Source organism: Gordonia sesuvii, assembly GCF_036350415.1.
Taxonomy (GTDB): Bacteria; Actinomycetota; Actinomycetes; order Mycobacteriales; family Mycobacteriaceae; genus Gordonia; species Gordonia sesuvii.
Window position 1 is genome coordinate 661,520 of the sequence record NZ_JAZDUF010000002.1, and the last position, 23,534, is coordinate 685,053.

Consider the following 23,534-nt stretch of genomic DNA (forward strand, 5'->3'; position numbering starts at 1 on the left):
GGTACTTCGCCGATTGCCGGGCCGGCGTGGGTGGCTGGCATCATGTCTCGCGTGACCACACCCCTCACCCGGCGGGCGGTCCTGCGCGGTGGCCTCGCCGCCACGGCCGGCGCCATCACGATCTCCGCCGTCGCGGCGTGTGATCGAGGACCGTCGCCCGAGCAGATCACCGCGGCCGCCCTGCTGCCTCTGGCAGATGCTGCGCTCGCCGATCAGGCCGCTGCCACTGCCCTCGCCCCGCTGACACCCGAGTACGCCAATGCGCTCGGTGTGGTGGCGGCTCAGCGCGGCGAGCACGCGCAGTCGTTGCGCGAGGAGATCACCCGATTGGACCAGGAGACCGCGGGCCGGATCGCGTCGACCGGCGCCGCCGCGGGATCGTCCGCGCCCAACGGCCCGTCCGGTGCACCTGCCCCACCCGCACCGACGGTGTCGACGGTCGCCGGGATGCGTGACCTGCTGCGACAGTCCGCCCGGACGTCAGCGCAGGCAACCGGTTCCTTGAGTGGGTACCCGGCGGGCCTCGCCGGCGCGATCAGCGCATCCGTGACCAGCATGGTGGAGGTACAGCTCGCATGACCGCGACCACCGACGCGCTCTCTATCGCCGTGGACACCGAGAACGCTGCGATCTTCACCTACGGGGTGTCCACGGCTTTCGTGTCCGCCGCGCGCCGTCCGACGGTCGCCGAATACGTTGCCGCCCACCGGGTACAGCGAGATGCGCTGGTCGATGCCCTGAATTCCGCCGACGCGACGGTCCCCGAGGCGGCGGCCGGGTACACCCTGCCGGTCGAGATCGACGACTCGGTCACCGCGGTCCGTGCGCTGCTGTCGGCCGAAGTGGACTGCACTGTCGCCTACCGTGCGCTCATCGAACAGGGCGACACCCCCGAGATCCGCCGCATGGCACTCGACGGGCTCACCGCGGCATCGGTGCGCGCCGCGAACTGGCGTGTCGCGCTTCGTGACTCGCCGGTCACCGTGGCATTTCCGGGTTCGACCGGATAGTCCGGCCGCCGGACCGCTTCAGGGCCACAGAATGGTGGCGACCACGAGTGCCGTCCACACGAACAGGCCCAGCGCGTAGGAGCCGTAGGCGCGGGCCTTCTCGGAGGCTTCCTCGGCCGCTTCGTGGTCACCGGTCAGCCACAGCGGGGTGACTTGCGAGGATTGGTGCAGCGCGGCGATCCCCAACGGCCAGAAGAACACGAGGGCAACACCTGCCCACGCGGCGTTGGTGGCGGGCATGGTCAAGTCCGAGCACTCGGCGGCGATCGTCTCGTGTGCCGCTCGCTGCGTATCGGTCTGGCGCTGGGTGGGATACATCGGCTCTCCTGCTCGGTCGGCCCGGGCGGGCATCTCTCGACTCAGATGCAGCGAGCTGACCGAAATGTTCCCGGCCGACCGAGCGGCGAGGTGACGCCCTACCCGCGAGCCGCCTCCGTGACGCGTGCGACCGCATCGTCGACCGGCACCTCGACGGCCTCGCCGGTGAACCGGTCACGGATCTCGATGGTGCCGTTGGCATATCCGCGGCCGACCACGACGACCACCGGCATACCGAGGAGTTCGGCGTCCTTGAACTTGACGCCTGGGGACGCCTTGCGGTCGTCGAGCAGGACGGACAGTCCGGCGCCGTCGAGGTCCTCGGCCAGTTGGTGGGCACCGGCGATCGCCGCGTCGTCCTTGTTGGCGATGACCAGGTGCACCGCGAACGGGGCGACCGAACGCGGCCAGCGCAGGCCCTTCTCGTCGTGGCACTGCTCGGCTATCACCGCGACCAGCCGAGACACGCCCACCCCATAGGACCCCATAGTGAGTCGTACCGGCTTGCCACTCTCGCCGAGCACGTCGACCTCGAAGGCGTCGGTGTACTTCTGGCCGAGTTGGAAGATGTGACCGATCTCGATGCCCTTGGCCGACACCAGCGGGCCCTTGCCGTCGGGCGACGGATCACCGTCGCGCACTTCGGCGGCCTCGATCGTTCCGTCGGCGGTGAAGTCGCGTCCGGCCACCAGATTCACGACGTGGCGGCCGGGCTCGTCGGCGCCGGTGATCCAGGCGGTCCCGTCGACCACCCGCGGATCGACGAGATAGCGAACTCCGTTGGCAGTCAGCCCCTTCGGCCCGATGTAGCCCTTGACCAGGAACGGATTGGCGGCGAAGTCCGCGTCGGTGAGGACCTCGACCTCGGCCGGTTCCAGCGACGCCTCGAGCCGCTTCATGTCGACCTCACGGTCGCCGGGTACGCCGATGCCGGTGATCTCCCACTCACCGCCGGGCTGGCGCACCTTCACCATGACGTTCTTGAGGGTGTCGTGGCCTCCGTAGGTGCCGTCGAGCGCGTCGTTCGCCCAGGCGACGAGTGTGTCGATGGTAGGCGTGTCAGGTGTGTCGTAGACCTTTGCTTCGGGCAATCCGTCGAACGGGATCGGTTCGGGTGCCGGGGTGATCACGGCTTCGACGTTGGCCGCGTACCCGGATTCGACACACCGCACGAACGTGTCCTCCCCGACCGCACTCTCGGCCAGGAACTCCTCGGATGCGCTGCCACCCATCGCCCCGGAGGTGGCTGCCACGATCACGTAGTCGACCTCGAGGCGTCGGAAGATCTTCTGATACGCCTCGCGATGGGCGTTGTAGGCCTTCTTGAGGCCGTCGTCGTCGAGGTCGAACGAGTAGGCGTCCTTCATGACGAACTCGCGGCCGCGCAGAATGCCTGCGCGCGGACGTTCCTCGTCGCGGTACTTGGTCTGGATCTGATAGAGGACGACGGGCAGGTCCTTGTACGAGGAGTACTCACCCTTGACCAGCTGGGCGAACAGTTCCTCGTGGGTGGGCCCGAGGAGCATGTCGGCGCCCTTGCGGTCCTTGAGCCGGAACAGGTTGTCGCCGTATTCGGTCCACCGGCCGGTCGACTCGTAGGGGTCTCGGGGCAGCAACGCCGGCAGCAGGATCTCCTGTGCGCCGATCGCGTCCATCTCCTCGCGGACGACGTCCTCCACGGCCCGCAACACCCGCAGACCCAGCGGCAACCAGGTGTACACACCGGGGGCGGCGCGGCGGACGTAACCGGCACGGACCAGGAGTTTGTGGCTGGGCACCTCGGCGTCGGCCGGGTCGTCGCGGAGCGTGCGCAGGAACAGCGTCGACATGCGAGTGATCACAGGTGACCAGCTTAGACGTGTGTTCCCGGCGGTCGTTATGGTGTTGCGGTGCTCGTCATCCTGCCTCCTTCCGAGACCAAGTCCGATGGTGGACGCGGCGCGCCGCTCGACCTGGACACCCTCTCTTTCGGCGAGCTGAACCCGATCCGCAAGCGCATTGCCGAGGGACTGGTGGACCTGGCGTCCGACCTTGATGCCAGCCGTGAGGCGCTCGGTCTGGGTCGGACCCAGCTGGCCGAGGTGGACCGCAACGCCGACCTGTGGCTCTCCCCCACTCGCCCGGCGATCGAGCGGTACACCGGGGTGCTCTACGACGCCCTCGACCACACCTCGTTCACGCGGGCGCAGAAGACCAAGGCCGCCGACCGTCTCGCGGTCGGGTCGGCACTGTTCGGTGTCGTCCGCGCCGGCGACATGATCCCCGCTTATCGGCTGTCGGGCGGGTCCAAGCTGCCCGGCATGCCGACCCTGGCGTCGGTGTGGAAACCCGAGCTGTCGGCGAGTCTCGACGCCGTCGACGACTTCGTCGTCGATCTGCGGTCCGGCGTGTACCAGCAGCTCGGTCCGGTCAGGGCAGCGGTGACCGCGACCGTGATGACCGAGGCCGCCGACGGTTCGCGGAAAGTGGTCAGCCACTTCAACAAGCACTACAAGGGGCTGATGGCGCGCGAGCTGGTGCGCACGCGGCGCACCGTCCGTGACGTCGAGTCCCTCGCGGCCGTGCTGTCCGATGCGGGACAGCGTGTGGAGATCGCGCGAGCCGATCAGATCGTCGTCATCACGGAGTGAGCTCTCACCCGAAATTGTTCCCCTGGGCGAGGCCTCTTGCCGCTGGTCGAGTAGTGACGAGCCCCTGGGCGAGGAGCGTATCGAGACCGCGAGAGGGTCATGGAGGTCTCGATACGCTGTCTCGCCTAGCGGCTCGACAGCTACTCGACCAGCGGAAAACGGTGGGCTGCTCGACCAGCGGAAAATGGTCGCTACTCGACCACCGGCAGGAGGCCGCTCGACCTTCCGGCGGAGGACCGAAGAACGTCACAGTAATTCTGCGATCAGGTCCGCCGCCCGCATCGCACCATCGGTCTCGACCGGCCGGTAGTCGGCGTCGGCATGCAGCGTCTCGATGATCGCCTCGGCCAGGCGATCCGGGTCGGCGGCGTCCTCGTACGGCAGGCATCGCCCGGCCCGATAACGCTCAAGACGATGCCGGACGTGGAAGTTCTGTTCGAAATGGTTGCGCAACGGCACATAGATGAAGGGGCGTCGACTCGCCGTCAGCTCCATACAGGTGGTCAAGCCGCCCTGAACGACGGCGAGATCACACGCGGCGAGATGGCGATGCAGGTCGGGCAGGAATCCGCGGATGCGGACGCGACGCGAAACGTCCTCGGTGTGACCGGCCAACGATTCCGGGTCGATCCGCGGCCCACACACGATCAGGAACTGCAGCGCCGGTTCGCGTCGGCAAGCGAGCGGGACGGCGTCGAGCACACGGCGTAGCAGGGCGCTGCCGACACCGGACCCCCCGACCGTGACCAGACACAGCAGGTCGTCCGGGCGCAGACCGAGATCTGCCCGGATCGCGGCGGTCTCCTCCTCCGATGGCGGCGTGAAACCCGAGATGTACCCGGAGAAGTCGAAGTTGGTGTTCGTCCACTCACGGATGCGCGGCAGGTCCGGACCGAACGTCTCGTCGATCACGTCATCCGGGTTGCCCACGAAGACCGAGTGGTCGCGCAACCGCCGGTATCGCGCGCGTTGCTCGATCATCTCGGCGTTGTAGTCGGCGGTCAGTGCGGCCTCGTGGTCGCCGCCGGACGGCATCGGCAGCCACCCGACGAAGTCGGTCAACCACACGAACGGGAACCGCTTGGTCTCGGGGTTCTCGTGCATGAAGTAGTCGACATCCCACGCCTCGTCTCCGATCACCACGTCGTAGGGCGTCTCGGCTGCGACTTCGTCGAAGATCATGAAGTTGTGGAGCAGTGTCTCGTCCATCCGTCTGATCGCCTGGAATGCGTTGAGATCGTGGTCGGCGCACTCGTCTTCGATGTGACGTGATTCGCTGGCCAGTCTGCGCGACGCCGGATGGATGCGCTCACCGGCAGCCGCCAGCACCCGGGTCACCGGATCCTGTGCCAGCCAGTCGATCTGCAGGTCGGGATGACGCTGCTGTAGCTCGGATGCGATCGCCAGGTCCCGTCGGGCGTGGCCCAGACCGATCGGCGACGACAGGTAGAGAGCCCTGCGCGGACGTTGCCTCGACCGGGTCCAGGTCGTGCACGACGGCGGTTGCGGGGCGGGGAAGATCCGGTCGGCGAACTCTCGGATCAGATTGTTGGTACGGACCGGTTCCCGACCCGGAACACCGTGCCCGACACCGTCGAGCAGCACCAATGACCCGCCCGTCAACTCCGCCAATCGCTCGCCGATCGTCGCCGGGCGCACCCGGTCCTCGCTGCCGTGCACCACCAGAACCGGACAGGTCACCTTCGCGCACAACGGTTCGAGCGGTTGCGCGTCGGCCCCGTGGAGGCCGAGTCTCCCGGCGGTGGTGTCGGCGAGGGTGTCCGCGGAGATGTCGCTCGCCCAGCCGACGAAGTCCTCACGCTGCTTGGTCGAGTGCGGCTCGTGATACATCCGGTCGGCGAAGAAGCTGATGAAATCCTCGAGTCCGCCGTTGCGCCAGTAATGTTCGTTGTACTTCGCCCATCCGTGCACGGTGTCCAGGCGCTCGTCGTAGGCGAAGACGTCGCGCTCCGGACTCGGCACCGACAGCCCGCACGACGGAGCGATCGCCACGATCCCGGCAACCCGTTCGGGATACCCGGCCGCCACATGCACCGACCACGCCACCCCGCACGAAAAGCCCACCAGCAGAGCCTGATCGGTCTCGGTGGCGTCCATCACCGCGACCGCGTCTGCAGCGAACTCGGCATCGGTGTAGCACGCGGCGCCTTCCGGCCGTCCGGAGCGGCCGGAGCCGCGGCCGTCGAACGTCACCACGCGATAGTGTCGGGCCAGGTACGGCACCTGGAGCTTCCACACCCGCGAGTCGATGATCGACCAGGTGGGCAAGAGGATCACCGTCGGACGATCGGCGTCGTAGATGTCGTATGCAATCCGAACACCGTTGCGTTGCACAGAGTCCGAACGGTCCGCGGGACGCGGACGATGCCGGGCCACCCCTACCGGATCATCAGGCCGGGGCAGCTGAGTCACTTGAGTCGCCATCCTGCGCCTCCTTGACGACGTCGCGTTCTCAGTGTGCTCCTCCGCCACCCCGCAGTCACGTCCACGACCGGTCACGGCCTGACGTCGAACACCTGATGGAACGGCGTCTGGGCTGCCCGGTCGAAGCGGGTGAATCCGGCGGCGGTGGTCACCGACCGGATCTTCGCCGGGCCGGCCTGGGTGCCGAGCGCGAGTCCGACATCCTGCGACAACGACGCCGGCGTGCACAGCAGTGTCGAGAACCCGTAGTAGGCGCGGCCGACCGGGTTGAGGTTGTCCTCGACGTGGTCGCCGGCGAGCGGTTCGACGATCATCCACGTGCCGTCGGGCGCGAGCGCCGATCGGACGTGCTCCGCCGCGCCGACGGGGTCGCCCATGTCGTGCAGACAGTCGAACATCGTCACCAGTCCGTAGTCCTGACCGGAGAAGCCGTCGGCCGGGGCGACCTCGAATCGCACCCGGTCACCGACGCCGGCCGCTTCGGCTCGCGCGCGGGCGATCTCGATCGACTCCGCGTGGTAGTCGGAAGCGACGAACGTCGATGCCGGAAAGGCTTGCGCCATAAGGATTGTCGAGGCCCCGTGGCCACATCCCACGTCTGCCACCGTGGTCCCCGCGGTGAGCCGCTCCACGACCCCGTCGAGGGCGGGCAGCCACTCGGTGATGAGGTGGGCGTGATAGCTGGGCCGGAAGAATCGTTCGCAGCCTATGTGGACGTCGGTGTCGTGCTCGTGCCAGCCGTATCCGGCACCGGCGCGGGCGGCTTCGATCACGCTGGTCGTGTCGTGGACGGTACCGAGCGCTATCTGGAAGAAGCCCGGAAGGAACGCCGGACTGTTCTCGTCCGTCAGGGCCACCGCATGCTCGGCAGGCAGGGTGTACGTCCCGCGGCCGGGGTCGTAGGTCACGTATCCACCCGCCGCCTGCGCGTTGAGCCACTCCCGTGCATAGGGCTCGCCGGTTCCGGTGGCCTCGGCGAGACCGGCCGGCGTGCTGGGACCGTGCTCGGCGAGGGCCCGGTAGTAGCCGAGTTTGTCGCCGAGAACCACCAGCGCGGTGTTCAGGGTGGCACCCACCTCGTCCACCGCACGGAACACGAACTGCATCACTTTGTCGGGGTCGATGTCGACGGCTGCGCCTGTCGCATCATCGGTTGTGGTCATCGTCGCTCTCCTGGGTTGTCTTTCAGCAGGTCGATCACGTCCGAAACGTACGACGACAGCGACACCCATCGCGTCCGGTGACCCCCCTGGTCATCGCCACCGGGGCCTAGACTCTGGGTGGTGATCGGTCGCGAGCGCGAGCAGCGGGTGATCGACCGGCTGGTGTCGAACGCCCGGATCGGGACCAGTGGTGTGCTGGCCGTGACCGGCGAGCCGGGTGTCGGGAAGACCGCGTTGCTCCGCTGGACGCAGAGCCGACTCGACGGGTTCCGGGTGGTACGCGCGACCGGAACGGAGCCGGAGCGTGAGGTGCCGTTCGCCGCGCTCCTCGCGGTTCTGCGACCGGCGCTCGATCTCCTCGACACCATCGCGGAGCCACAGGCCCGGGCACTCTCGTCGGCACTCGCGCTCGAGGAATCCGCTGCCGGTGACCGATTCGCAGTCGGCGCGGCCACGCTGAGCCTGTTGTGCCGGTACGCCGAAGACGGCCCGATCGCGGTGCTGCTCGATGACCTGCAATGGATCGACACGCCGTCGGCGGATGCTCTGCTGTTCGCCGCTCGCCGACTCAGCGCGGACCCGATCGCCGTCGTGGCGGCGGGTCGCGAGGGCGAGGTGGACCATCTCGTCGTCGGCGTCGACGAACTCCGCCTCACCGGGCTCGACCTCGGGGGAATCCGGCGGCTGGTCGCCGACGTGACAGCACGGCCGGTGACCGACGAGTGGGTGGTGCGCCTGCACGAGCTCACCGGCGGAAATCCCCTCGCGGTCACCGAACTCGCCGAGAACCCTGAAGCCCTGCCGCCGCGACCGTCAGGAGTACCTGCTCCCCTGTCGGCGGCGCTGGTGGACGCGTTCGTCCGCCGCCTACGGCCCCTGGACGAGACCACCCGCGCCGTGCTCCTGGTTGCCGTGATCTGCAACGGCGACCTGCGTCTGACCGGGCAGACGTGCGCCGCCATCGGCCTGGACCCGGCACACCTCGCATCGGTCACCGACGCGGGCCTCGCCCAGGTGACCGGCGGCGAAATCACCTTCCGGCACCCGCTGCTCCGATCGGCGGTCTATCGCGACGCAGCGCCGCAGCAACGCAGGTCCGTCCACGCCGCGGCGGCCGCCGCATTGCCGGACGCCGACGTCGACCGGCGGGCCTGGCATGTCGCCGAAGCATTGTGGGCCGCGGATGCCACGGCCGCCGACCTGCTGCACACGGCCGGGGACAGGGCCGCGGAGCGCGCCGCGTGGGCGGTGGCGTCGGCGGCGTACGAACGGGCCGCGCGACTGAGCCCCGATGCCGTCGACATCCGCAGTCGGCTGCTGGACGCTGCATCGGCCGCGTGGACGGCCGGACTCGGATCGCGGGCACTCACGCTGCTGGACGAGGTCGATGATGCCGCGGGATTGCCGACCGTCCTGCACGCGCTGGAACTGGAGGCGTTGGAACTTCAGGCCTTGGAACTACGGGCGGTGATTTCCGTGCGCAGCGGATCGCTTCAGGAGGGCATCAGGCTGTTGGAGCGGGCGGCGATGCGCAGCGACTCACCTGATGTCCGCGCCGGCTTGCTGGCGGAGGCCGTGCACGCGAGCTTCTTCCTGGCCGACGGCACGGTTGTGCGCCGCCTGGTGCAGCCGCTCGACGACGCCGTCGCGGCGGCGACCACCACCCGCGCCCGGGCGATGGGTGGCCTCGCGGCGGGGGTGGCGAAAGTCCTGGCGGGCTCCGGAGGTGTCGCGGAGCTGCGGGACGCAGTGCCCCTGTTGGCGCAGAGCATCGAGAACCAGTCGGACGAGAACAGTTTGTCGTGGGTGCTCTACGCGCCGCTGTTCCTCCGCGACGGCGACACCGGACGGGACCTGCGGGACCGGATAGACCGGGCGCGACGCCGGGCCGGGGTGGGCGTCCTGCCAGCGCTGTTGTTCCAGGTCGCCCGCGACGGCGCGACGTCGGACTCGTGGCCACGCGCCGCCGCCGACTACACCGAGTCGATCCGCCTGGCACGGGACACCGGCCAGACCACGGAGCTGGCCATGAGTCTGGCGGGCCTGGCGTGGCTCCAGGCGCGGACGGGGCAGGCCGACGAGTGTCGCGCGCACGCCGAGGAGGCGATGTCCCTGGGCCTCGCCCGCGACGTGCACGCAGCTCGGATCTGGGCTCTGCACGCACTCGCCGACCTGGCCGTGGCCGGCGATGACCCGGAGGAGACGCTGCGTCGGCTGCTGGCGGTGGACGAGCTGCTGACCGAGCGGGCCGTCGGTGACCCCGACCTCTCACCTCGCCCGGATCTGGTCGAAACCCTGGTCCGACTCGGCCGGGAGACGGAGGCTGCCGACGTCGCCCGGAAGTTCTCGATGGTCGCGGACGCGAAGGGACAGCCGTGGTCGGCTGCTCGCGCACGCCGCGCTGCTGCGATGGTGGCCGACGACTTCGACCAGGCATTCGCCGAAGCACTCGCCCTGCACCGCGACACCCCGGACAGGTTCGAGACCGCCCGTACCGCACTCGCCTACGGCGAGCGCCTGCGCCGCGCCGGCCGTCGCGTGGACGCTCGCGTGCAGCTGCGCTCGTCTCTGTCGGCGTTCGCCGAACTCGGAGCCCGCCCCTGGGCCGACCGGGCGGCCACCGAACTGGACCTCACCGGCGAGCGTGTCGCACATCGCCCCCAGGGTGGTGTCGCCTCGCTGACGCCGCAGGAGCTGCAGGTGGCGCTGCTCCTCTCCGACGGTCGAACCACACGGGAGGCCGCCGCGGCGCTGTTCCTGAGTCCCAAGACCGTCGAGTACCACCTGCGCAAGGTCTACCGGAAGCTCGGGATCCGCTCGCGCGCCGAACTCTCCGACATCGTGTCCCCTACGAAGAATTGAGCCCGCCGGCCCGAGATCGAGCGTCGTCAGTGCGGGGTGTGATCGTCGACGTCGAGGCTGGCATTGGCGGCTTCCTGAGCTGCCTGCCCCTCCGCCACCTCTTCCGGGGTGAAGCGCATGAACAAGACGACGACGGCGGAGAGCACGGCAAGGCCCGCACAGCAGGCGAAGGCCAGGCCGTAACCGCTGGCCTGGGCGGCCAGTTCTGTCGCGTTCATCGTCTCGACCGGGGCGGTGGTGCCGCCCTCCGACAGCGCACGGGAGGTGACGGCGGCACCGACGGCGACGAGACCGATGGCCCCGCCGAGATTCTGCGCGACCTGAGCCAGCGCGGTCAGCGGACCGATCTCGGTGGGTCCGACGCCGGCGACCACGGACAGCGTGAGCGGGATGACGGCGAAGCCGACGCCGAAGCCGATCACGACGACCGGCAATCCGATGCTCGGGAAGTAGCCCGGCGAGCCGGTGGCGATCGACGACGCGTAGAGGCACCCGGCGAGAATGATCGTCCCGCCGATGAGTACCAGCCACCGGGGCTGGATCATCAACGCGAGTTTGGACGCGATGGCCGCGGCGATCCCCAGACCGAACGCGAACGGGACGACGGCCATACCGCTCTGGATCGGGGTGTATTTCAGGATGCCCTGCAGGTAGAGCGAGATGAACACCGCCATACACATCATGATCATGCTGGCGAAGAAGATCGCGATCAGCGCGGCGACGCGGCTGCGGTTGTCGAAGAGACTGAACGGCAGGATCGGGTTCGCCGCGTTGCGTTCGACCATCACGAACGCGATCAGTGCGAGGCCACCGAGGATGAACGAGCCCACCACAAGTGGGCGCGCCCACCCGTCCGGCCCTTCGTTGACGGCCAGAACCAACAACGTGCAGCCGAGGGTGCCCAGGATCGCGCCCTGGATGTCGAGTGCGAGACGTTCGCCCTGCGACTCCCGCAGCACCGCCATCGCACCGATGGTGACCAGCACTCCGATCGGCACGTTGATCAGGAACACCAGCCGCCACGAGACCTGGGTGAGGACACCGCCGAGGATCAGACCGGCGACCGAGCCGACACCGGTCATCGCGGCGTAGATCGCGAAGGCCTGGCTTCGTGGCTTACCGGGGGCGAACGTCGTCGCGACCAACGCCATCGCGGTCGGCGCGGCGATCGCGGCGGAGGCGCCCTGCAGCGCGCGTCCGATGATGAGGCTGGGCTCGTTCCATGCCACACCGCACAGCAGCGAGGTGATGGTGAACGCCACCACGCCGATGACGAACATGCGCTTGCGGCCGAAGGTGTCGCCGAGTCGTCCGCCGAGCAGCATCAGACCACCGAATGCGAGCACGTAGCTGCTGATGATCCAGTTGGCGCCGGACTCGGACAACTGCAGGGCGTCCCGAATCCGCGGTAGGGCCAACGCGGCGACGGTGCCGTCGAGCACCATCAACAGCTGCATACCGCTGAGCACCAGGATCGCCGGTCCGAACACGCGGCGGTACACGGCCGCGTGCGCGGGGCTCGACGTTTCCGGGGCTGACATAGGCTTCGACGCTACCGCTCGGTGCACCGAATATGCCAATCGCCGTTGGCCCGTTGCGGTGTCAGGTGGCGAGGTCGGTGAACCCGGCGACGTCGCCGATGACGACGATCGCCGGTGGCCGCAGATCCTGCTCGTCGGCGGTGGCGGCCGCATGCGCGAGGTCGGTGCGCAGGACACGCTGTGTCGGCAACGAGCCGTTCTCGATCATCGCCACCGGTGTCTCCGGTGCCCTGCCGCCGGCCAGCAACGCGTCGGCGAAGGCGTCGACCCGCTCGACCGCCATCATCAGCACCAGGGTGCCTTTGAGACGGGCGATGGCCGACCAGTCGATCAGTGAATCGGGATGGTCGGGCGCGACGTGGCCGGAGGCGATGACCACCTCGTGTGTCACGCCGCGGTGGGTCACCGGGATACCGGCCGAGGCCGGGGCGGCGATGGGACTGCTGATGCCCGGGACGACCGTCACCGGCACGCCGGCCGCCACGCAGGCCTGGACCTCTTCGAAGCCACGTCCGTACACATACGGGTCGCCCCCCTTGAAGCGGACGACGAACTTGCCCGCCTTGGCGCGCTCGACCAGGACGTCGTTGATGGCCTCCTGTTTCATCGCGCGTCCGTAGGGCACCTTCGCCGCGTCGATGATCTCGACCTGCGGTCCCAGCTCGGCGAGCAGCTGCGGTGGCGCGAGCCGGTCGGCGACGACGACGTCGGCCTGCTGCAGCAGCTTCTGACCACGGACGGTGATCAGGTCCGGGTCGCCGGGTCCGCCGCCGACCAGCGCGACGCCCGGGGGGTGCGGCGCGTCGTCGGCGACGCTGAGCGACCCTTCGGCGAGCGCCCGTCCGATGGCCGCGCGCAACGCCGCCGACATGCGGTGGTCGCCGCCGGCGAGGACGCCGAACTGCACGTCCCGGTGCCGGCCCGACGCGGGTGTCACAGCGGTGCCGTATTGCGCATCGTCGGCGCGGACACAGAAGGTGTGTCGTGCCTCGGCGTCGGCGACGACCTGCGCGTTCACCTCCGGATCGTCTGTGCAGGCCATCACATACCAGGCCCCGTCGAGATCTCCGTCGCGATAGGCCCGGTGCGACACCGAGATACCGACCGTGGATTCGACGGCGGGTGTCGGATCGATCGCGATCACGTGAACGTCCGCCCCGGCGGCGATCAGGTTGGGCAGCCGACGTTGCGCGACCGACCCGCCGCCGACCACGACGACCCGGCGGCCGGACAGGTCGAGACCGACCAGATAGTGGCCGCGTGCGTGGTCGCCGGTCGCGGACGCTTCGGTTGCAGGACGGTCGGGGCGGCCAGGGCCGGGCCGGTCGGAGTCGGACACGCCAGAGGACATGACCCACGAGCCTACCGACCCCGCGGCCGACCGGTGAACAGGCTCAGAGCGGTAGCCGGCCGGTCCGCCGGGCGACGTCCCAGACATCGGCGACCGCGATGCCGGACCGGTGCGCCGAGGATGTCAACAATTCGGCGAGGAGCACCGACGCCGCATACTCGCCGGCCGCAGGGTCACCGGCGTGTGTGCGGATGCTGTTCCACCAGCTGACGTTGCCGCAACTGGCCGCCTCGGCCATGGCGATCGCGGTGTCGAATCCGGGGATGGGGGCCACGGCGGGTTCGTCGTCGAGCGCCGTCACCGCGCGGCCCCCGTGGTCTGGTCAAGCCCGCGGCGGGCGCGCTGACGGTGGAGCGCTCGTTCGCGCGACTCCTCGAATCTGCGGACCTTGACGTCCATGTCGTCGAGGAACTGCGCGAGTAGTTCGCGGTATTGCTCGCCCAGCGGACCGAAGTCGTCGCGTTCGAAGATCCGCCACTTGCGCAGCACCGGCATCACCACCTCCGAGAGGTGTTGCGGCAGATCGTAGATGCCGCCCTTGGCGATCAGCACCGCGTTGCGCCGGAAGTTGGGCATGGAGGCGCCGGGCATCTGGAAGTTGGACACGATGGCGTAGATGGCCGCCATCGTCTGGTCGGGAACCAGATCGAGCGCCCCGGCGACGACGTTTCGGTAGAAGAGCATGTGCAGGTTCTCGTCGGCCGCAACGCGTTGCAGCATCCGGTCGGCGATCGGGTCGCCGCATGCCTTTCCGGTGTTGCGGTGCGAGACCCGGGTGGCCAGTTCCTGGAAGCTGACATAGCTCACCGCGTAGAGCATGTCGTAGCTGTGGTCGCGTTGCCCGTCGTCGGCGGGCAGCGGGTTGAACCCGTGCGTCATGTGCTCCATCCGGATGTTCTCCAGCTCCACCGGATCCACACCGCGTGTCACCACCAGGTAGTCGCGCATGACGACCGAATGCCGCATCTCCTCGGCCGTCCACCGACCCACCCAGAATCCCCAGGCGTCGTCGAGACTGAAGTTGTCGGCGATCACCCGGTGATACGACGGCAGGTTGTCCTCGGTGAGCAGGTTCGTGATCATCGCGGCCTTGGCCGTCTCCGACAGCTGCGACTGAGCCGGATCCCAGTCGATCCCACCCAGCGATGCGAAGTTGCGCCCGTCGTCCCACGGCACATAGTCGTGCGGGTGCCAGTCCTTGGTCATCTTCATGTGCCGCTCGACTTCGGTCTCGCAGACGGGCAACAGTTCCCGGAGCAGATCAGAGCCGGTCATCCGGCTCTCGGTGATCAGTTCGTCGGTTGCCGCCGGTCGATCGATCAGACTGCTCATCGCTCTCCTCGTGTCGCGCTGCTGCGGTACGGATCAACTCTGCTCCGGCGTGTCGGTCGCCCACGTGGGCCGAAAGTCCCCGATGTCATGGGTCCCAGGTCTCCGGCCGACAGCCGACCGCGCACCTGTTGCTGAGGTACCGTCAGACCATGCCTGCGCAGGCCCCCACAGAACCGGCCGCCGAGCCGAAGCCGATACGTGTTTATCTGGTCGACGACCACGAACTCGTGCGCCGCGGGCTGCGCGATCTGCTGGGGACCGCCACCGATCTCGAGGTCGTGGGCGAAGCGGCCTCCGTCGGAGAGGCGAAGGTGGGCATTCTCGCCGCCGTGCCCGACGTGGCCGTCCTCGACGTCCGGTTGCCCGACGGGAACGGGGTGGAGTTGTGCCGCGACGTGCGGGCCGCGGAGCCGGCGGTGCGCTGTCTGATGCTGACCAGTTACGCCGACGACGACGCGCTGCTCGCAGCCGTCCTCGCCGGCGCGTCGGGGTTCGTCCTGAAGCAGATCCTCGGCCACAACCTCATCGAGGCGGTCCGGACCGTCGGCCGCGGCGGGTCGCTGCTCGATGATCGCAGCACGGCCGCGCTGCTGGCGAAATTGCGCGACGGCAAGGACACCGCCGACGACCCGCTCGCCGAGCTCACCCACCAGGAACGTGAGGTGTTCAACCTGATCGGCGAGGGCCTGACGAACCGACAGATCGCCGAACGGATGTTCCTGGCGGAGAAGACGATCAAGAACTACGTGTCGCGCATCCTGTCCAAGCTGGACATGCAACGCCGTACGCAAGTCGCGGTCATGGCGACGCGTTTGCGTGACGGCAAGAGCCGTTAGCGCCCTGCGGGATCAGCCCCGCAGCGGCACCGTCCAGGTGAGGGTGGTCCCGCCGGCCCTCCCGGGTGCGGTCGCCACTTCGAACACGCCGTCGCACTCCTCGGCGCGGCGGGTGAGGTTGTCGAGTCCGCGGTAGACCACGTCGGCGCCGATCCCGACACCGTCGTCGCTGATCGCCACCGTCAAGACGTCGTCGTCGGCAGTCACCGACACGTCGATGTGTTCGGCGTGGGCGTGTCGTAATGCGTTCGAGAGTCCTTCGCGCAGAACGGCATCGATGTGCGGCGCGAGACGCTCCGGCACGACTGTGTCCACCGGGCCCGCGAACGCGACGCCGGGTGCGATGGGCGCCTGGGTGGCCAACTCCGAGACGATGTCGAGGACCCGACGTCGCAGAGTTGTGGTGTCGTGCTGCCCCGGGACGGTCTGCAGGTCGAAGATCGAGGTACGGATCTGCGCGATGGTGCGGTCCAGGTCGACCTCCACCTGTTCGAGCCGGGAGCGGGCGGCCGCGTCGCCGGAGTCGCCTGCCAGCATCGTCTGCACCGACATCCCGATGGCGAACAGCCGCTGGATGACGTGGTCGTGCAGATCGCGCGCGATCCGATGACGGTCCTCGAGTACTTGGAGATCGCGAGCGGTCTGCTGCTGGGCGGCATAGGCGACAGCCAAGGAGGCCACCTCCGCGACACCTGCCAGACCGGCTATGTCCTCGTCGTCCCAGGTCGGTGGTTCGGTATGCGTGATCACGAGTCGTCCGAACGTGCCCGCGGCGCGCTGCAACGGCTGGATGGTCACCCACTGCGCGTTGCGGCGGATCAGCTCGGACGCGATGTCGGTGGCCGGAACCACCGTCCGGGTTCCGACGGGCGCGACCACGATGTCGCCGGCGGCGGGCGCGGGACCCGTGTGACCGTCCACCGTGAGCGTGCCGCGATCACCGGTGAGCAGGAACACGTCGACAGCCTCGGTGAGTGCGGCGACGTCGTCACACAATCGGGACAGTGTGTCCGACAACGCGATCCCGGCGAGCGGCTCGGAGCCGCGACGGGCGATGACCTGCATCCACCGGTGGCGGGTCCGGGCGCGCTCGAAGAGGCGCGCGTTGTCGACGGCGATTCCGGCGGCGACCGCGAGGATGGCGACGAAGGTCTCGTCGACCTCCGAGAACTGGTCGGCCGACTGCTTCTCGGTCAGGTAGATGCTGCCGAACACCGATCCGCGGATGATGATGGGTGCGCCGAGGAAGGTGGTCATCGGTGGATGTCCGGGCGGGAATCCGACCGACGACGGGTGCTCGGCGAGTGCCGGGATGCGCAGCACCTGGGGCTCATCGATCAGCAAGCCGAGCACGCCGTGACCGACGGGCAGATGGTCCATCCGGGCGCGTTGCGTCGGGCTGATGCCGGTGTAGACGAACTGGCTGAGGCCGCCGTCGGGCCCACGCACGCCGAGGGCGGCGTAGCGGGCGTCGGCCACCTGCGAGGCCACCTCGACGATTCGTTGCAGCGCGCGGTCGAGGTCGAGTCCGCGGCCGACGACGAGCACCGCCTCCAGCAGACTGCGCAGCATCGCCGGGTCGTCGATGCCGTGGCGGGTCAGGGAATCCAGCGCCTCGCTCAGCCCGCGACGGTTCATCCGGCGCGCTCCGCGGCGACGTCGAGGGAACTGCCCGACGCGACCTTCCGGGCCGCGGCGACGAACCGGGCCACCGCCGTCGGATTGCCGGCCGGATGCACATGCAGATACGAGGCGTGCACGGCACCGTTCGCATAGCCGTGGGTCCCGGCGACCCCGACGTGATCACGCCACGCCCAGGCCGGCCGAAGGTGGGCGCCGCCGATCACGGTGGATCGATGGAACTCGTGCCCGGTGACCCGCTGCCCCTCTGCGAACGCTGCCGAGTCGGTCACCGCCACGGCGTCGCGGTATCCGAGGGTGAGGGTGTCGGTGAAGCGACCGACGACATCGATCACCCCGGCCATGGGGTGCCCGTCGAGTTCGCGGGCGAGGTAGAGCAGCCCGGCGCATTCGGCGACGATCGGCCGGCCGGCGCCGGCGTGGTCGGCGAGTCCGGCCCGCAGGGGTTCGTTGGCCGACAGGGCTTCAGCATGTTCCTCCGGGAAGCCGCCGCCGATCACGACCGCATCGGTGTCCGGTGGCAGCGGGTCGTGCAGCGGGTCGAAGCCGACCACATCGGCGCCTGCTGCGACCAGGAGCTCGCGGTGCTCGGCATACCCGAAGGTGAACGCGGCACCGCCGGCCACGGCCACGACGGGTTTGCGCGCCCCGGTCGCGGGCGCGCCGTCAGCGACGGCCTCGTGCGGTGACCACGCGGCCGTCGACTGTGCCGCGCGGGTGCGAGCGGCTGCGACGATGGCCGGGAGATCAAGTGCCGCACCGATGGTCGCGGTCATCGCATCCACTGCACGAACCGCGTCGTCGCGCCGTTCGGCCGCCGGGATGAGCCCGAGGTGCCGCGACGGCACCTGCAACGCCGGGTTGCGCCGCAGCACCCCCACCACCGGTAGGCCGACCCGCGCGCACGCCTGCCGCAGCACCGATTCGTGACGATCGGACCCCACCCGGTTCAGGATCACCCCGACGATGCGAACCGACGGGTCGAAACCGATGAAGCCGTGCAGTGTGGCGGCGAGCGACTGGCTGTGCCCGGACGCGTCGACGACGAGGACGACGGGCGCGCCGATGAGCCGGGCGACGTGGGCGGTCGACCCGAAACCGGCCGGATCGTCGGAGGAGGCCGAGTCCGCCAGGATGCGTCCGTCGAACAGGCCCATCACGCCTTCGACGACGGCGATGTCGGCGCCGGCCGAGCCGGCCGCGAACAGCGGACCGACCAGGTCGGCGCCGACCAGATTCGGGTCGAGGTTGCGGCCGACCGTCCCGGCGGCGACCGCGTGGTAGCCGGGGTCGATGTAGTCGGGGCCGACTTTGAACGGGGCAACACGGTGACCCGCGGCCCGCAGTGCACCGATCAGCCCGGTAGACACCGTCGTCTTGCCGCTGCCCGACGCAGGCGCGGCCACGACGACGGCAGGCACCGCATTCATCTGCGCACCGATCCGCTCACCACTCGATGCCCTTCTGGCCCTTGCGTCCGGCATCCATCGGATGGGCGACCTTGCGCATCTCGGTGACCAGATCCGCGGCGTCCATCAGCGCCGCCGGCGCACGGCGTCCCGTGATGACCACGTGCTGTCGGCCCGGCCGGTCCCGGAGTGTCTCGACCACCTCGTCAGTGTCCACCCACCCCCAGTCGAGCGGGTAGGTGAACTCGTCGAGGACGTAGAAATCGTGCTGTTCGGCGGCCAGGCGCCGGGAGATCTCGGCCCACCCGGCCCGCGCATCTTCCGCGTGGTCGGCGTCGTGATCGGCGTTGGCGCGCAGCCACGACCAGCCCTGACCCATCTTGTGCCATTCGACCGGGGCTCCCTTGCCGGTCTCGGTGTGCACGTCGCCGAGGGTCGTCAGGGCGCTCTCCTCCCCGACCTTCCATTTGGCGCTCTTGACGAACTGGAAGACCGCCACGCTCAGTCCGGCGTTCCAGGCTCGCATCGCCATCCCGAACGCCGCGGTGGACTTGCCCTTTCCGTCCCCGGTGTGCACCGCCAGCACCGGCAGATTGCGACGCTGCCGGGTCGTCAGGCCGTCGTCGGGGACGGTATCCGGCACTCCTCGTGGCACATGGCCTCCTCGCGGTCGCGGTGTGGTGCGAACAGTGTCTCAGGCGGGCTCGGGTCTCAGGCGGGCTCGGGTCTCAGGCGGACTCGGACCCCAAGTGGACTCGGTCCCGAGCGGACTCGGTCTCAGGCGGCCCGGCCGCCGGTGAGCATACCGACGGACAATTCGTCCATCGGCAGACATCGCGCACCGAGGGCCGCAGCGAGCTCGGCGGCCAGTCCGAGCCGGATCATGCCCTGCTCGCAGTCGACCACCACGGCGTCGATGCCGCGCCGGCCGATCGCAGCGGCCACCTTCCGGGCCCGCGGTGCCGCGTCCGGTCCGGCCGTCGCGCGGCCGTCGGTGAGCACCACGAGCAGCGCACGACGCTGTGGTTCGCGACGCGCGGCGCGGTCGATGACGTCGGCGGCCTCGATCAGGCCCTCGGCCAGCGGTGTGCGACCACCGGTCCGCAGGTCGGCGAGGCGCCGGACCGCGATGTCGACGGACTTGGTCGGCGGTACCGCCACCTCGGCGGACGCCCCACGGGCGACGACGACCGCGACCCGGTCGCGGCGCGTGTAGGAGTCCCGCAACAGGTCGACACAGATCCCGGTCACGGCCGAGAGCCGGCGGCGCGCGGTCATCGAGCCGGACAGATCGACGACGAACACGACCAGGTTGCCCTCCTGGCCGATACGTTCCGCGCTGCGCAGGTCACCGGACCGCAGGCGGACGTCGCCGGTCGCCGCAAGGCCACCGTCGGCGGCGGCCCGGTCGGCGGCCGACAGGATCGTGCCGAACAGGTGCACCGGTTCACCATGTGTGAAATCGATTGCGCGCGTGGTCTGTCCACGTCGAGAACGAGCACGGGAGCGGCGACCGGGGTCACCTTCACCGACGCCGTCGACGCTGAGCCGCCGCATCCGGGGAGTGTGCGCGGCCGCCGGGGGTTCGCCGAAACGCGGACCCGGCACGGGTCCGGCGGGCGCCTGGTCGTCGGCGTTCGCATCGTCGGCCTCGGAGCTCTGTGGGTCGTTCGCAGGCGGGGCCGTCGAGGGCTCGGGCGAAGAGTCGGAACGGTCTTCCGGCGGCGCGCCGCCCCCATCAGGATCGGTGGGGTCGGGATCGGTCGGATCGGGATCGGTCGGGTCGGGGGCCCGGGGGCCCGATTCGGCGGCGTCGTGGCCCGCATCCATCGCATCGTCGAGCTGCTGATCGGTCAGACCGGATTCGTCGAACGGGTTGCGCCGGCGCCGATGTGGCAAGGCGAGTTCCACCGCCACCCGGACATCGTCGGCGGTCACCTCGTCGGCCAGTCGCCACGCGGCGTGCGCGGCCGCGGTCCGCGCCACGACGATGTCGCCGCGCAGCCCGTCGACCTCCAGATGCGCACAGATGCCGGCGATCCGCCGCAACTCCGCGGCCGGGATCCGGACGGCGGACACCAGGGCACGCGCATCGGCGATCCGGGCCGTCAGTTCCGCCTCGGCGTCCGCGTGCTCGTCGACGAAGGTCTCCGGGTCGGCGTCGAAGGCCATCCGGCGCGACACGATCTCCACGCGCTCGTCGATGTCGCGGCCGGCCGCCACATCGACGGCCAGGCCGAACCGGTCGAGCAGCTGCGGACGCAGCTCCCCCTCTTCTGGGTTCATCGTGCCGACCAGGACGAAATCCGCGGACTGCGTGTGCGAGACACCATCGCGTTCGATGGTCACCCGGCCGCTGGCGGCGGCGTCGAGCAGCACGTCGACGAGATGGTCGGCCAGCAGGTTGACCTCGTCGATGTAGAGGACTCCCCCGTCGGCGCGGGCGAGCAGGCCGGGGGTGAACTGTGCGCGGCCCTCGCTCAGTACGGCGGTCAGGTCGAGCGAGCCGACGACCCGGTCCTCGGTCGCCCCGATCGGCAATTCGACGACGCGGCCACGTGGGTGCCCCGTCTCCGAGTTCTCCCCCGCCGCGTTCCTTCCCGCCGCGTGGTCGGCGTCGAGCAACGGCCCGAGTCCGCGCACGATCGTCGATTTCGCGGTGCCCTTCTCGCCGCGGATGAGCACACCCCCGATGCCCGGCGAGATCGCCGACAGGATCAGCGCCAGCTTGAGCCGTTCCTGGCCGACGACGGCGCTGAACGGATAGCGGACGGGCCCCTCGACCGCGGTCGCCCGGTGGTGACGGCCGGTCACTGCGGCCCACCGGCGACGACGTCGCGGGCCTGCGAGGTCACCGGCTCGCGGCGCATCGTGACGTGCGGGATGCCGTCCTCGAGGTACTCCTCCCCCTCGATGACGAACCCGAACTTGGCGTACATGTCGACGAGGTAGGCCTGGGCCTCGATCACGCATCCGTGATCGCCGATCTGCGCAAGCGCGGCCGTGATGAGTCGCGCGGTCAGCCCCTGCCCGCGATGGCCGCGCTCGGTGCACACACGCCCGATGCGGAATGTCGGCTCGCCGTCGGCAGACGACGGCTCGGTGAGCAACCGCAACGTGGAGACCACCACGTCGTCGTCGGCGATCCAGAACTGCCGGGTTCCGGGATCCAGGTCGCGGCCGTCGAGCTCCGGGTACGGGCACGCCTGCTCGACGACGAAGACGTCGACCCGCAGCCGCAGGATCTTGTACAGGGTGGCCGCATCCATCTCGTCGGCCGGACTGTGGTGGAGGTGCCCTACCGATGTCATGGTGTCGTGCCTATCACAGACGCGCGCACTCGTCGGGCGGCGGTGTCAGACCGCGGTCGCCTGTGCCGGTTCGGTGTCGACCTGTGGGGCCACGGCATCGCGCCGCAGCTGCAGGCTCGCGTTGGTCCAGTCCCACACCTGTCGGAACAGGTCACGATTGTCGGAGAGCTTCTGCCCGAAGGACGGGATCATCTCGGTGAGCGTCGGCTTCCACCCTGCGTACTCCTTGGGGAAGCACTTCTCCAGGACGTTGAGCATCGCCGGGACGGCCGTGGATGCACCCGGCGACGCACCGAGCAGACCCGCGATGGTGCCGTCGTCGGCGGTGACCACCGCGGTGCCGAACTCCAACGATCCACCGACGCCGGTCTTGCGGATCACCTGCACACGCTGACCTGCGGTGATGATCTCCCAGTCGGCGCCGTCGGCACGCGGAACGAACTCGCCGAGGGTGTTCACGCGGTCGGCGCGGCTGGCCGCCAACTCGCTGATCAGGTACTTGAGCAGACCGAACTCCTGCGGCGCGATCGACAGCATCGGCAGCAGGTTGTTCGGCTTGACCGAGAACGGCAGGTCGGTGATCTTGCCGCTCTTGAGGAACTTCGGCGACCATCCGGCGTACGGGCCGAACAGCAGCCCGGGCTTGTGGTTGATCACGCGGGTGTCGAGGTGCGGCACCGACATCGGCGGCGCACCGACGGCCGCCTGCCCGTACACCTTGGCCTGGTGCTCGGAGACGAGGTCGGGATTGGTGCACCGGAAGAACTCACCGGAGACCGGGAATCCGCCGAAGCCCTTCGCCTCGGAGATGCCCGACTTCTGCAGCAGGTGCAGGGCGCCGCCACCGGCGCCGACGAAGACGAACTTGGCGTGGACGGTGAACTTCTCCTTGGTCCGCATGTTGCGGACCTTGACCATCCAGCTGCCGTCGGACTGCTTCGACAGGTTGGTGACGCCGTGCCCGAAGTAGATGTCGGCGCCCGACTCGCCGATGTTGTTGATCAGCTGCTGGGTGAGCGCGCCGAAGTCGACGTCGGTGCCCTCGGTGAACCAGTTCAGGGCGACCGGGTCGGAGAAGTCGCGGCCGGAAGACATGAGCGGCAACCGCTCGCTGAATGTCGCCTCGTCGTCGATGAACTCCATGCCCTCGAACAGCACCTGGCCGGCGAGACGGTCATAGCGTTTGCGCAGGTAGTCGACGCCCGCCTGGCCGTGGGTGAAGCTGACGTGCGGGATCGGGTTGATGAACTCGCTGGGGTCGCCGAGGATGCCGTTGTCGACGGCGTAGGCCCAGAATTGGCGCGACACCTGGAATTGCTCGTTGATGTTGAGCGCTTTGTCGATGTTGACGTCGCCGTCTGCGGTTTTCGGGGTGTAGTTCAGCTCGCAGAGCGCGGAGTGCCCGGTCCCGGCGTTGTTCCACGGGTCGCTGCTCTCCGCGGCGGCCGCGTCGAGTCGTTCGAAGAGGCTGATCGACCAGTCCGGCTGTACCCGACGGATCAGCGCGCCGAGGGTGGCGCTCATGATCCCGGCACCGACCAGTGCGACATCCGTCTTGATCACCGAGTGAGACACGAAGAGCTCTCTTTCGCACGAGGTGGACGTTCCGACACCGGTGACGCTGTCACCGGGGCATCCATGTCGTTCATCCCTGTCATCGGCCATTGTTCCCCATTTGCCGCGAA

Annotated in this window: 19 protein-coding genes; 5 read left to right on the plus strand and 14 right to left on the minus strand. The window is 69.2% G+C overall.

Translation table 11 applies throughout. From position 1 onward, the window contains the following. Nucleotides 1-42: 42 nt before the first annotated feature. A complete protein-coding gene (locus VZC37_RS09750) occupies nt 43-579 on the plus strand; it encodes a hypothetical protein (protein ID WP_330432255.1) in 537 nt (178 codons plus the stop codon). Further along, nucleotides 576-1,010, plus strand: coding sequence for a ferritin-like domain-containing protein (locus VZC37_RS09755; RefSeq protein WP_330432256.1), 435 nt, complete (start codon nt 576-578; stop codon nt 1,008-1,010). The genes VZC37_RS09750 and VZC37_RS09755 overlap by 4 nt, the downstream gene beginning before the upstream one ends. An 18-nt stretch (nt 1,011-1,028) precedes the next feature. Here the strand turns inward: VZC37_RS09755 and VZC37_RS09760 are convergent, their stop codons facing one another. Both VZC37_RS09760 and VZC37_RS09765 read right to left on the minus strand, forming a co-directional pair. Further along, complete coding sequence (locus VZC37_RS09760) at nt 1,029-1,328, minus strand: CD225/dispanin family protein (RefSeq protein WP_330432257.1); 300 nt, start codon at nt 1,326-1,328, stop codon at nt 1,029-1,031. Nucleotides 1,329-1,426: 98 nt separating this feature from the next. Beyond that, nucleotides 1,427-3,157: a proline--tRNA ligase gene (locus VZC37_RS09765; protein ID WP_330432258.1), complete on the minus strand. Its 1,731-nt coding sequence runs from the start codon at nt 3,155-3,157 to the stop codon at nt 1,427-1,429. Nucleotides 3,158-3,217: 60 nt separating this feature from the next. On the opposite strand from VZC37_RS09765, the gene yaaA reads away from it, so the two are divergent. Then, on the plus strand, nt 3,218-3,958 hold the full coding sequence (gene yaaA / locus VZC37_RS09770; RefSeq protein WP_330432259.1) for a peroxide stress protein YaaA: 741 nt from the start codon (nt 3,218-3,220) through the stop codon (nt 3,956-3,958). Between the two features lie 246 nt (nt 3,959-4,204). On the opposite strand, the gene VZC37_RS09775 is transcribed toward yaaA, so the two are convergent. Together VZC37_RS09775 and VZC37_RS09780 are read right to left on the minus strand one after the other, a co-directional pair. Continuing rightward, nucleotides 4,205-6,403, minus strand: coding sequence for an alpha/beta hydrolase (locus VZC37_RS09775; RefSeq protein ID WP_330432260.1), 2,199 nt, complete (start codon nt 6,401-6,403; stop codon nt 4,205-4,207). 71 nt (nt 6,404-6,474) lie between these two features. Continuing rightward, the gene (locus tag VZC37_RS09780; RefSeq protein ID WP_330432261.1) at nt 6,475-7,566 is read right to left on the minus strand and encodes a class I SAM-dependent methyltransferase; all 1,092 of its coding nucleotides are present in this window, start codon (nt 7,564-7,566) and stop codon (nt 6,475-6,477) included. A 120-nt stretch (nt 7,567-7,686) separates the two neighbouring features. Between VZC37_RS09780 and VZC37_RS09785 the strand changes: the two genes are divergently transcribed. Beyond that, nucleotides 7,687-10,428 carry an ATP-binding protein gene (locus VZC37_RS09785; RefSeq protein ID WP_330432262.1) on the plus strand — a complete coding sequence of 914 codons (2,742 nt, stop codon included), beginning with the start codon at nt 7,687-7,689 and terminating at the stop codon, nt 10,426-10,428. A 26-nt stretch (nt 10,429-10,454) separates the two neighbouring features. Here the strand turns inward: VZC37_RS09785 and VZC37_RS09790 are convergent, their stop codons facing one another. The 4 genes from VZC37_RS09790 to VZC37_RS09805 all read right to left on the minus strand — a co-directional run bounded on the left by VZC37_RS09790 (nt 10,455) and on the right by VZC37_RS09805 (nt 14,652). Beyond that, entirely contained in the window at nt 10,455-11,969 is a 1,515-nt protein-coding gene (locus VZC37_RS09790) for a DHA2 family efflux MFS transporter permease subunit (protein WP_330432263.1), read from the minus strand. A 61-nt stretch (nt 11,970-12,030) separates the two neighbouring features. Continuing rightward, entirely contained in the window at nt 12,031-13,320 is a 1,290-nt protein-coding gene (gene cobA, locus VZC37_RS09795) for a uroporphyrinogen-III C-methyltransferase (RefSeq protein WP_330432264.1), read from the minus strand. 43 nt (nt 13,321-13,363) lie between these two features. Next, complete coding sequence (locus tag VZC37_RS09800) at nt 13,364-13,621, minus strand: hypothetical protein (RefSeq protein ID WP_330432265.1); 258 nt, start codon at nt 13,619-13,621, stop codon at nt 13,364-13,366. Continuing rightward, complete coding sequence (locus VZC37_RS09805) at nt 13,618-14,652, minus strand: acyl-ACP desaturase (protein ID WP_330432266.1); 1,035 nt, start codon at nt 14,650-14,652, stop codon at nt 13,618-13,620. Before VZC37_RS09805 ends, VZC37_RS09800 begins: the two co-directional genes overlap by 4 nt. Nucleotides 14,653-14,801: 149 nt before the next feature. Here VZC37_RS09805 and VZC37_RS09810 point away from each other — a divergent pair, with 149 nt between their 5' ends. Further along, complete coding sequence (locus VZC37_RS09810) at nt 14,802-15,488, plus strand: response regulator transcription factor (RefSeq protein WP_330432267.1); 687 nt, start codon at nt 14,802-14,804, stop codon at nt 15,486-15,488. A gap of 12 nt (nt 15,489-15,500) precedes the next feature. Here the strand turns inward: VZC37_RS09810 and VZC37_RS09815 are convergent, their stop codons facing one another. The 6 genes from VZC37_RS09815 to mqo form a co-directional block, all read right to left on the minus strand. Then, the gene (locus VZC37_RS09815; RefSeq protein ID WP_330432268.1) at nt 15,501-17,126 is read right to left on the minus strand and encodes a GAF domain-containing sensor histidine kinase; all 1,626 of its coding nucleotides are present in this window, start codon (nt 17,124-17,126) and stop codon (nt 15,501-15,503) included. Beyond that, complete coding sequence (locus tag VZC37_RS09820; protein WP_330432269.1) at nt 17,123-18,559, minus strand: cobyrinic acid a,c-diamide synthase CobB; 1,437 nt, start codon at nt 18,557-18,559, stop codon at nt 17,123-17,125. Before VZC37_RS09820 ends, VZC37_RS09815 begins: the two co-directional genes overlap by 4 nt. A 16-nt stretch (nt 18,560-18,575) precedes the next feature. Continuing rightward, on the minus strand, nt 18,576-19,193 hold the full coding sequence (gene cobO, locus VZC37_RS09825) for a cob(I)yrinic acid a,c-diamide adenosyltransferase (protein WP_330432270.1): 618 nt from the start codon (nt 19,191-19,193) through the stop codon (nt 18,576-18,578). A 122-nt stretch (nt 19,194-19,315) separates the two neighbouring features. Continuing rightward, the gene (locus VZC37_RS09830) at nt 19,316-21,352 is read right to left on the minus strand and encodes a VWA domain-containing protein (protein WP_330432271.1); all 2,037 of its coding nucleotides are present in this window, start codon (nt 21,350-21,352) and stop codon (nt 19,316-19,318) included. Further along, entirely contained in the window at nt 21,349-21,849 is a 501-nt protein-coding gene (locus VZC37_RS09835) for a GNAT family N-acetyltransferase (RefSeq protein ID WP_330432272.1), read from the minus strand. Before VZC37_RS09835 ends, VZC37_RS09830 begins: the two co-directional genes overlap by 4 nt. Before the next feature lie 45 nt (nt 21,850-21,894). Beyond that, on the minus strand, nt 21,895-23,424 hold the full coding sequence (gene mqo, locus VZC37_RS09840; RefSeq protein ID WP_330432273.1) for a malate dehydrogenase (quinone): 1,530 nt from the start codon (nt 23,422-23,424) through the stop codon (nt 21,895-21,897). Nucleotides 23,425-23,534 lie beyond the last annotated feature (110 nt).

Bases quoted from the DNA above. Each gene is read 5' to 3' on its own strand.
- VZC37_RS09750 (WP_330432255.1), top strand. From the start codon at position 43: ATGTCTCGCGTGACCACACCCCTCACCCGGCGGGCGGTCCTGCGCGGT.
- VZC37_RS09755 (WP_330432256.1), top strand. From the start codon at position 576: ATGACCGCGACCACCGACGCGCTCTCTATCGCCGTGGACACCGAGAAC.
- VZC37_RS09760 (WP_330432257.1), bottom strand. From the start codon at position 1,328: ATGTATCCCACCCAGCGCCAGACCGATACGCAGCGAGCGGCACACGAG.
- VZC37_RS09765 (WP_330432258.1), bottom strand. From the start codon at position 3,157: ATGTCGACGCTGTTCCTGCGCACGCTCCGCGACGACCCGGCCGACGCC.
- VZC37_RS09775 (WP_330432260.1), bottom strand. From the start codon at position 6,403: ATGGCGACTCAAGTGACTCAGCTGCCCCGGCCTGATGATCCGGTAGGG.
- VZC37_RS09780 (WP_330432261.1), bottom strand. From the start codon at position 7,566: ATGACCACAACCGATGATGCGACAGGCGCAGCCGTCGACATCGACCCC.
- VZC37_RS09790 (WP_330432263.1), bottom strand. From the start codon at position 11,969: ATGTCAGCCCCGGAAACGTCGAGCCCCGCGCACGCGGCCGTGTACCGC.
- cobA (WP_330432264.1), bottom strand. From the start codon at position 13,320: ATGTCCTCTGGCGTGTCCGACTCCGACCGGCCCGGCCCTGGCCGCCCC.
- VZC37_RS09805 (WP_330432266.1), bottom strand. From the start codon at position 14,652: ATGAGCAGTCTGATCGATCGACCGGCGGCAACCGACGAACTGATCACC.
- VZC37_RS09810 (WP_330432267.1), top strand. From the start codon at position 14,802: ATGCCTGCGCAGGCCCCCACAGAACCGGCCGCCGAGCCGAAGCCGATA.
- VZC37_RS09815 (WP_330432268.1), bottom strand. From the start codon at position 17,126: ATGAACCGTCGCGGGCTGAGCGAGGCGCTGGATTCCCTGACCCGCCAC.
- VZC37_RS09820 (WP_330432269.1), bottom strand. From the start codon at position 18,559: ATGAATGCGGTGCCTGCCGTCGTCGTGGCCGCGCCTGCGTCGGGCAGC.
- VZC37_RS09835 (WP_330432272.1), bottom strand. From the start codon at position 21,849: ATGACATCGGTAGGGCACCTCCACCACAGTCCGGCCGACGAGATGGAT.